General features: G+C 68.6%; 9 protein-coding genes. 6 read left to right on the top strand and 3 right to left on the bottom strand.

The genetic code is table 11. The annotated features are described in order from the left end of the window. Positions 1-34: 34 nt before the first annotated feature. Complete coding sequence (locus tag ACFWY9_RS14655) at positions 35-370, bottom strand: hypothetical protein (RefSeq protein WP_378322757.1); 336 nt, start codon at positions 368-370, stop codon at positions 35-37. Here ACFWY9_RS14655 and ACFWY9_RS14650 point away from each other — a divergent pair. The 5 genes from ACFWY9_RS14650 to vanY-N all read left to right on the top strand — a co-directional run bounded on the left by ACFWY9_RS14650 (position 364) and on the right by vanY-N (position 3,295). Next, positions 364-1,323: a helix-turn-helix transcriptional regulator gene (locus ACFWY9_RS14650; RefSeq protein WP_378339056.1), complete on the top strand. Its 960-nt coding sequence runs from the start codon at positions 364-366 to the stop codon at positions 1,321-1,323. The genes ACFWY9_RS14655 and ACFWY9_RS14650 overlap by 7 nt on opposite strands. Before the next feature lie 6 nt (positions 1,324-1,329). Continuing rightward, entirely contained in the window at positions 1,330-1,557 is a 228-nt protein-coding gene (locus ACFWY9_RS14645) for a DUF397 domain-containing protein (protein ID WP_378339055.1), read from the top strand. After that, positions 1,554-2,090, top strand: coding sequence for an AAA family ATPase (locus ACFWY9_RS14640; protein ID WP_378339054.1), 537 nt, complete (start codon positions 1,554-1,556; stop codon positions 2,088-2,090). The genes ACFWY9_RS14645 and ACFWY9_RS14640 overlap by 4 nt, the downstream gene beginning before the upstream one ends. Next, complete coding sequence (locus ACFWY9_RS14635; protein ID WP_378322761.1) at positions 2,087-2,506, top strand: nuclear transport factor 2 family protein; 420 nt, start codon at positions 2,087-2,089, stop codon at positions 2,504-2,506. The genes ACFWY9_RS14640 and ACFWY9_RS14635 overlap by 4 nt, the downstream gene beginning before the upstream one ends. A 240-nt stretch (positions 2,507-2,746) precedes the next feature. Continuing rightward, the gene (gene vanY-N, locus ACFWY9_RS14630) at positions 2,747-3,295 is read left to right on the top strand and encodes a D,D-peptidase/D,D-carboxypeptidase VanY-N (RefSeq protein ID WP_378322762.1); all 549 of its coding nucleotides are present in this window, start codon (positions 2,747-2,749) and stop codon (positions 3,293-3,295) included. Between the two features lie 205 nt (positions 3,296-3,500). Here vanY-N and ACFWY9_RS14625 read toward each other — a convergent pair whose 3' ends face one another. Beyond that, on the bottom strand, positions 3,501-4,901 hold the full coding sequence (locus tag ACFWY9_RS14625; protein ID WP_378322763.1) for an alpha/beta hydrolase: 1,401 nt from the start codon (positions 4,899-4,901) through the stop codon (positions 3,501-3,503). Between the two features lie 102 nt (positions 4,902-5,003). Next, complete coding sequence (locus ACFWY9_RS14620) at positions 5,004-6,725, bottom strand: acyl-CoA dehydrogenase (RefSeq protein ID WP_378322764.1); 1,722 nt, start codon at positions 6,723-6,725, stop codon at positions 5,004-5,006. Positions 6,726-6,967: 242 nt separating this feature from the next. Between ACFWY9_RS14620 and ACFWY9_RS14615 the strand changes: the two genes are divergently transcribed. Further along, the gene (locus tag ACFWY9_RS14615) at positions 6,968-8,533 is read left to right on the top strand and encodes a DEAD/DEAH box helicase (protein ID WP_378322765.1); all 1,566 of its coding nucleotides are present in this window, start codon (positions 6,968-6,970) and stop codon (positions 8,531-8,533) included. Positions 8,534-8,683: the final 150 nt, after the last annotated feature.

Below are 8,683 nucleotides of genomic sequence, written 5' to 3'. Positions count from 1 at the left end.
ACATTGAGGGACTCTGAGTCCCTCAATGTGGCATTCACGGAACGCTGGCGGCGGGGTCGAGGCGGACCAGTTCGAGGGTGGCGGGGTTGCCGAGGACGGCGAGCAGGGAATCGGGTGAACTGAACGTGCCGTGTACCCGGCTGTCAACGGACTGCGCCATCAGGTGATCGTCGAATTCGAGGCCCCACGCGATGAGGGCGCAGTCGTGGCCGCGCTCGTCCTCGGCGAACGAGCACACCGCGAAGCGCTTCGGCGGGTTGTCGCGGGCCCAGGTGCGCATCATGGCGCCCGCCTGATCGCGGGTCAGGCGTACCGTGAGCGGGGTTCGCGCGGCTTCCCGGGCGATGGAGCGGTCTTCCTCAGGTGTCATGGTTCATCACCCTGCCATCGGGTGACGCGTCTCAGTACATGAAACAGGGCATCCGATCGTGTGATAGCGCGGAGCGCATCTGCGCTGGTGAGATCGGTGCCATGACAAGGAAACACGGTTCCGCGCGGATGCGCAGCCTGGCCCACGATCTGGCGGCGCTGCGAGCCGCCGCGGGACTGAACACGCGGGACGCGGCGAAGAAACTCGGCATGTCGGCGGCGACCTTGAACCGGCTGGAGAACGGCGGCAAGGAGATCGAGCCGGAGCACGTGGCCGCGCTGTGCGTGGTCTATGGAGTGATCGGCCCGGAGCGCGAACGCCTCATGGCCATGTCGCGGGAGCAGCATCTGCCGGGCTGGTGGGAGACGAGCGGAACCCCGCTGCCCGAACAACTTCCCGCCCTCATCCGCTTCGAAGCCGACGCCACCCGGTTCGTGGACGCTGCCATGTTGCTCATCCCTGGCCTGTTGCAGACCGCTGAGTATTGCCGAGCCATCATGGCAGCGACCGGTGTGGTCGGCTCGGAACGCGAGGCCATGGTCGCGACGCGATTGGGACGGCAGGCGATCCTTTCCAAAGCGCATCCCCCGGCCTACCTGGCGATCATTGACGAGGCAGCGCTACGCAGGCCGGTCGGCAATCCCAAGGTGATGGCCGAGCAGATTCAGCACATCATCCAGCTGACGACAGCGAAGCCACACGTGGATGTGCGGGTGATCCCGTTCTCGATGGGCCCGCATACGGGGCTGGACGGCACCTATGTGGTGCTGGAGTTCGCCAAGGACCGGACGATCGTGCATCTGGAACACAAGCGGTCCTCGCTGTTCCTGGACGAGCCCGAGGAGGTGGAGCCGTTTCACGAGGCAACCGATACCCTGATCCAGACAGCGCTGGGACCAGCCGATTCGGTGAAGTTCCTCGCCTCGGTTTCAGATGATTACGGCAAAGGGTGAAACACGATGAGCCTTGCTGATGCTCGGTGGCACAAGTCCAGCTACAGCGGCTCGCAGACCAACTGCGTTGAGGTCGCGTGGTTCAAGTCCAGCCACAGCGGCTCGCAAGGCGGGTGTGTTGAGGTGGCTGTGGCGCCGGGCATTGTCGGAGTCCGTGACACCAAGGATCGCCAAGGCGGGACGCTGACCGTCCCGGCCGCCGCGTGGTCCGCGTTCCTGAAAGCGCAGCGTTGAGCCAAGTCATCATCCTCACCGGGCCGCCCGGGGCCGGTAAGAGCACCATCGCCCGTCTGCTCGCCGACGCCGTCTCCCCCAGCGTCCACCTGCACACGGACGACTTCTACGCGTACATCCGCAACGGCGCGATCCTCCCCTACCTTCCCGAGGCCCAGCAGCAGAACGAGGTCGTCACCGACGTCCTCGCGCAGGCCGCCGCCGGGTACGCGCGGGGCGGGTACGAGGTGTTCTGCGACGGCGTCGTCGGGCCGTGGTTCCTCGACCCGTTCCGCGCCGCCGCCGAACAGCACGGCGTCCCACTGCACTACGTCGTCCTGCGGCCGGACGAGGCCACCACCGTGCACCGCGCCAGCGGCCGGGGCACCGACGAGCTGACCGATCCGGAGCCCGTCCGCGCGATGCACCGGCAGTTCGCCGACCTCGGCGAGCTGGAGCACCACGCCGTCGACTCGACCGGTCTCGGCGCGGAGGCCACGGCCGCCGCGGTCCGGGACGTCATCGCCAAGGGATCGCACCTCCTCAAACCATGACGCCCGACGAGATGGCCTCGGTCTTCGGCTCCTTCATCCACGCGCACCGCGTCAGGGACATCGACGGACTGGTCGCCCTGTTCACCGAAGACGCCGAATACGAGGTCGTCGGCGACCCGTACGGTCGGCGTCACGGCCACGAGTCCATCCGACGGCGCTACGAGGAAGCCTTCGAAGAACTCGGCGACGCGTGTATCACCGTCGCGCGGCAGGCGTCCGGCGAGAACCTGCTGTTCACCGAGAGCGTCATGACCGCGAAGGCCATCGGGACGATCTTCGGCGTCGAGGGCGGCGGCCGGGACGTCACCTATCGCGTGCTGCACCTGTGCGAGTTCCGGGAGGGCCGGATCAGCAAGCAAACCGTCTGGGTCGACGCGTCCGAGCTGATGGCCCAGCTCCTCGCCCCGAAGGAATAGCGCTACTCCTCGGACGCATACGTCCCGGTCAGGTTGCTTTTCGCGTTCCCGGCTTGCCCGTTCGGGCTCCCCTGACAACCGATAAGACCGGATCGCTTGTGGGCCGTGCCGCCTTCTCCTGACGATGCCATGAGGCCCTGGGCTTCCGGGCTGTCGGGGAAAGGGTATTGCGGTGGCGAAGACTTCACAAGCACAGGTGAGACGATTCGTGCGCTTCGAGCGGCGCCGGTGGTGGGCGCCGTGAGCGAGCAGCACATCGCCCGTGACCGGTTGTTCTCCGTGATCACGGTGGTACTGGCCGTATTCCTGTTGCCGATCGCGTTCGCCGGACGTCCCGGTTGTGCTCGCGAGCTGGCGTGCCAATGGGCACTCCGCCTGCGCTTCCCCGCCGAGGACCTCAGTGGACTCGCCGACGACGCCAAGGCCGCCTTCATCGCGGCGCGCACCGAGGCGCTCTGGGGCCACGGCCAGCTGCTCGGCCTCACCTCGGGGTACCGCGATCACCAGACGCAGCAACAACTTTTCGACGAGGAGGTGCGCCGCTCCGGCTCGTCGGCCTCGGCGCGCACGCTCGTGCTGCCGCCGTCGGAATCCAGTCACGTCAAGGGTGTCGCGCTGGATGTCCGCCCACGCGAGGGCGCCCTGTGGCTCGAGGAACACGGTGCGCGCTACGACCTCTACCGCACCTACGACAACGAGTGGTGGCACTTCGAGCACTGGCCGGAGCGCGTCCCGCAGTTGCTGGCCCACCCCGGCGTCAAGACTCGCGAGTGCTGCCAGCGGTTCTAACCGGTTCTGGTTCTCACGGACGCAACGCTCACCAGCCCTCGTGCTCCGCGTTCGAGTTGTGCGGTGGTCATGCGCCCCAATGTGGCGTTCGCTGCGCTCAACGCACCCAATGCCACATTCGCTGCGTCCAACGCACCCAATGCCGCATTGGGGCGCTCGTCCCCGCCGATAGCCGGCCCGGTGTCGCCCTAACCGGTCGCGACGCTCAAGAGCCGTTGACCAGGTAGGCGATTTCGCGGCGCTGGGTGGCTTCGTCGTTGAAGTAGCCGGTGTGGCCGACGCCGTTCCAGGTCAGCAGTTTCGCCCCGGCGATCTGGCTCGCGAGGCCGACAGCCCACGGGTGTGGCGTCGCCGGATCGTGTTCACCGCCGACGACGAGGATCGGCGGCGTGCCGCGCACCGGCGTCGGGCCCCACGGATTCGCGGGCCGGACGGGCCAGCCGAGACAGCCTGCCTGGACGTCCCAGGCTTCGACGTAGCCTCCGGTCACCGGGGCGATCCGGCGCGCTTCCCGTTCCCGCGCGGCGAAATCCGCGAAGCCGCGGACGTCCGAGGGGAAGTCGTGGCAGGCGATGACCCGGTAGGCGGCGTCATTTCCCTTCACCCGGGCGAAAATCCCCGCGTCGGGGTCGGGCGCGACGGCGCCGCTGATCGCTTCCGCCAGTTCCTTCCACCGCCTCGGTACTTCGGTGAGCGCCGAGTAGGTGCCGTAGCCGATCTGGTCCGCGGTCGCGCCGTCCGCGGATTCCCTCGAAGGGATCGGCTTTTTGGCGGCCCTTTCGAGCAGTGCGCGATATTCGGCGACGACGTCCCGGCCGTGCATCGCACAGCTCTTCTCGGCAGCGCACCAGTCGGCGAACTTCCCGAAGACGTCGTCGGTGACTCGTGCTTCGTCGGCGGCCATGCGGCGCGAGCCGATGGTGTGGTCGACGGCGCCGTCGAGCACCGCGGCGCGCACGCGCACCGGGTAGAGCTGCGCGTAGGTGGCGCCGAGCAGGGTGCCGTAGGACAGGCCGAGCCAGGTGACCTTGTCGACGCCGAGCGCGCTCCGGACGACCTCGACATCCCGGGCAGCGCTGATCGTGTCCACGTGGTCGATCAACGGGCCGGTCGCTCGCCGGCAGCCTTCTCCGACATCGCGGTTATAGGCGACCAGCCGGTCGTATTCGGTGCGGTTACGCGGAAATTGGCTGATCTTCGGGTTCAGCGTGGGCTTCTCGCAGGCGATCGCGGGAACGCTCTCGCCGACGCCTCGCGGGTCCATGCCGACGATGTCGAACCGGTCCCGCAAGTCCTGCGGGAAGAACTCGCCCGGCGCGTCGCGGACCAGCGGCACCGCCGGGCCACCCGGCCCGCCGGGGTTGACGAACAACGTCCCGGCCCGGCGCGCGGGGTCGGCGGCCTTGAGGCGGCTCAGCGCCAGCGTGATCCGCTGCCCGCCGGGGTTCGCCCAGTCGAGCGGCACGCGCAGCGACGCGCATTCGGCGCCCTGGTCACCGCATTTCCGCCAGGCGATCCCGGCCTCGGCGGCCTGTGCCGTGGTGGGAGCGAGGGCCAGCGCGGCCCCCGTCGTCGCGGTCAGCACCAGTGCCCACAGCCGTCGCATGCGTCTCCCCCGATCTCCCGGACTCCGGGCGATCATGGGGCACCGCGGCCCTCGACGTCATCAGCCTGCGGGATGACCGGGACTCGGGGATTTCCCTGAGGGTTAAGGATTCATGGCGTAGGCACCGGAAAGGCCGCGGACCTGGGCCCACACGCGGTCGAAGCGTTCGGCGTCCACGACCGGCTTGCGGACCGACGCCAGCGCCAAAGCCTGCTGCGGCTCCGTCGAACTCGCCTTGCCGTTGAGGTCGACGGCGGCGACGCTGAAGTCCTGCACCAGCACCGCGAAGATCTGGTCGATGACATCGGTTTCCAGCCCGGTGATCTCGGCCTGTTCGAGGATCAGCTGGCCGTAGACGATCAGCGTGAACAGCTCGGTCAGCGCGAGGCCGAAGTCGAGATCGGCCTGCTGTGTCTCGTCCGGGGTGGCCTCGGTCAGCAGCTTCACCAGATAGCCCGCCTGCTCGGTGAAGAGCACGACGTTCGGGATGGTGGCGAACTTTTCGTAGGCCTCGCGCCAGTTGTGGAAGCGGACCTTCGAAAGCCCGCGCGCGGGGCCCTGGCGGAAAAGGAACTCGTCGTCCGCGGCGTCGGTGCGGGTGGGCACCGGCGCGTAGTCCTGCGGGGCGAAGAGGTAGGCGGGCATGAACTTCGCGATGAGCGCGAGGTTCACCGCGACGGTGCCCTCCAGCTTGGGCAGGCCGTCGATGTCGTTCTTCGCCATCGCGAGATAGGTGTCGGCCTCGAAACCCTTGGCCGCCACCACATCCGCGACCAGGCCGATGACGCGCTGCGCCTCGGTGGTCACCTTCATCTTGGTGATCGGGTTGAACAGGAGATAGCGGCGGTCGTCCGGGTTCGCCGAGCGGAAGTAGTCCACGGCGCGGTCGGAGAACAGCTTCATCGCGGTCAGCCGCGCGTACGCCTCGACGAATTCCCTGCGCACGTGCGGGAAATCGGTCACCGGCTTGCCGTAGAGAACGCGGTTGTGCGCGTGCGTGATCGCCTCGTACAGCGAGTGCGTCGACATCCCGATCCCGCCGAAGCACAGGTTGAACTTGCCGATGTTGACCGTGTTCAGCGCCGCGCTGAACGCCTCCGCGCCGACGTGCAGGATGTCCTCGGCGCGCACCGGGTAGTCCTCGAGCCGGAATTCGGCGACGTACATCTGCGACGGCACCACGTTCTTGACGACGTGGTAGTTCGGGTGGTTCGAGTCGGCGTAGAAGAAGACGTACTGCTCGGGGCCTTCGATGCCCTCGATGCGGCCGAAGACCGACACGGTCTGCGCGCAGTTCCCGTTGCCGATGTAGTACTTCGAGCCGGTCGCGCGGTAGCCGCCGTCACCGTCCGGGGTGAGCACCATGTCCGAGGAGTAGATGTCCGCGCCATGGTCCTTTTCGGACAGTCCGAACGCGCCGACGCCGCCGGCGGCCAGCGCGTCGGCGGCACGCTTGCGGGCGACCTCGTTCGAGCTCTGCCACACCGGGCCGAGACCGAGGATGGTGACCTGCCACGGGTACCAGTAGTTGAGCCCGTAGAAGCCGAGAATTTCCGACAGCGCGGCGACGCGGCTGGTGTCCCACCGCTTGTCCGGGTTCCCGTCGGCGTTCGCGGCCGGCGTCAGGAACGTCGAGAAGAGACCTTCCTTCCCGGCGAACTCCAGGAAGTCGGCGTAGAACGTCCGCTCGTGGTAGTCCTCGGCGAGCTTGCGCTTGCCGCGCTGCTCGAACCAGTCGATGGTGGCACGCAGCAGGCGGCGCGTTTCCGCGTCGAAGTGCTTCGGGTCGTAGGTACCCGGGTTCAGCAACTGCGCCGTGCTCATCCACGCTCCCGAAGTGTGTGACGTTACTAAGCGGTAACTTAGCAAGCGGGACCGGTGCGGGCAATCTCACGTGCTGGGCGCCACCCTCACCCGATATACTGATTACGCGGTCCGCTCAGTTCTGCCTCGGACCGCGTCTACATGTTGTTCAGTGACCACGCGCCGCGACCACGGGGTCTGCGCCGGGCAGGACAACCCTTCTCAGCAATGGAGAAACAGGGCGCCGCGCGCCCGTACCCACGATGAACGTACCGACTTTCGCCGAACTCGGCCTGCCCACCTCGCTGGTGCGCGCGCTGGCCGAGCAGGGCATCACCACCCCGTTCCCGATCCAGGCCGCCACCCTGCCGCACGCGCTCGCCGGGCGCGACGTGCTCGGCCGCGGCCGCACCGGCTCCGGCAAGACCTACGGCTTCGTGCTGCCGGTCCTCGCCCGGCTGGCCGCCAACCCCGCCAAGCGCCGCTCTGGCCGTCCGCGCGCGCTGATTCTCGCGCCGACCAGGGAACTCGTGACGCAGATCGAGGCGTCGATCCTGCCGCTCGGCAAGGCGCTGGGCCTGCGCACGATGACCGTCTTCGGCGGCGTCAGCGCGAACCCCCAGATCTCGAAGCTGCGCGACGGCGTCGACATCGTCGTCGCCTGCCCCGGCCGTCTCGCCGATCACATGCGTTCGGGCGTCGCCAAGCTGGACGACGTCGAGATCACCGTGCTCGACGAGGCCGACCACATGGCCGACCTCGGGTTCCTGCCCGAGGTCCGGCGCATCATGGCCGCGACGCCGGAGCGCGGGCAGCGGCTGCTGTTCTCGGCGACGCTGGACGCCGGCGTCGACGTGCTGGTCAAGAAGTTCATGGACGACCCGGTGCTGCACAGCGTCGACTCGGCGCAGTCGCCGGTTTCGACCATGACCCACCACGTGCTGCACGTCGAGGAGACGCACCGGCTGCCGGTGCTCGTCGACCTGACCGCCGCGCCAGGCCGGACGCTGGTGTTCACCCGCACCAAACACCGCGCGAAGGCGCTGACCCGCAAGCTCAACGCGTCCGGGGTCCCGGCCGTCGAGCTGCACGGCAACCTCGGGCAGAACGCGCGGACGCGCAATCTGGAAGCGTTCTCCTCCGGGTCGGCGAAGACGCTGGTGGCCACCGACATCGCCGCCCGCGGCATCCACGTCGACGACGTCACGCTGGTGATCCACGCCGATCCGCCGGTCGAGCACAAGGCGTACCTGCACCGCTCGGGCCGGACGGCGCGGGCGGGTGCGTCGGGCACCGTGGTGACGCTGATGACCGACGAGCAGGTCCGCGACGTCCGCGATCTGGCCCGCAAGGCCGGGATCAAGCCGACCACCACGCAGCTCGGCCCCGGCCACCCGCTGCTGGCCGAGCTGGCGCCCGGCGAGCGGACGCTGGTCAAGCAGGTGCGTCCGGTGGTCGACAACCGGCCGAAGAAGGTGTCGGCGTCCGGTGCGGCGAAGCCGGCGGGCCGCCGGTCCGAGGGCAATCGCGGCGGACAGCGCTCGCGGGCAGCGGGCCAGGCTCGGCGGGAGGAGCAGCCCGGGCGTTCGGGCGGTCAGGGCCGTTCGGGTGGTCAGGGGCGTGGGCGCGGGCAGTCGCAGGGCGGCTCGGCTCGTCAGGGCTCGCAGCGTCAGGGTGCTGAGCGCGGTGCCCAGCGTCAGGGTTCGCAGCGGCAGGCCGAAAGCGGCGGACGCCGCAGCGGTGCGGCCTCGTCCGGTGGTGCACGCCGGGGCGGTGCGGCCGCGTTCTCGGCAGGCACCCGCGCTGGTTCCCGCCGCACTGGCAGGTAGGTCTTAGCGGCTCCGCTCAACGGGGCCGGATGTGCCGAGGGACGCCTTTGGTGGGGGTGGTTGGGCCGCGGGAGGCCCCCCCGCCAGCAACACACCACCGGGAGGCCCAGGGGGAAACACAGAGGAGGGTTTAAACAAAAAGAAAAGGCC

Origin of the sequence: Amycolatopsis sp. NPDC059027, from assembly GCF_042739735.1 — a bacterium.
In the GTDB taxonomy this organism is placed as follows: domain Bacteria; phylum Actinomycetota; class Actinomycetes; order Mycobacteriales; family Pseudonocardiaceae; genus Amycolatopsis.
The sequence above is the reverse complement of the archived record's forward strand: the minus strand, read 5'-3'. Positions and strand labels throughout refer to the sequence as shown.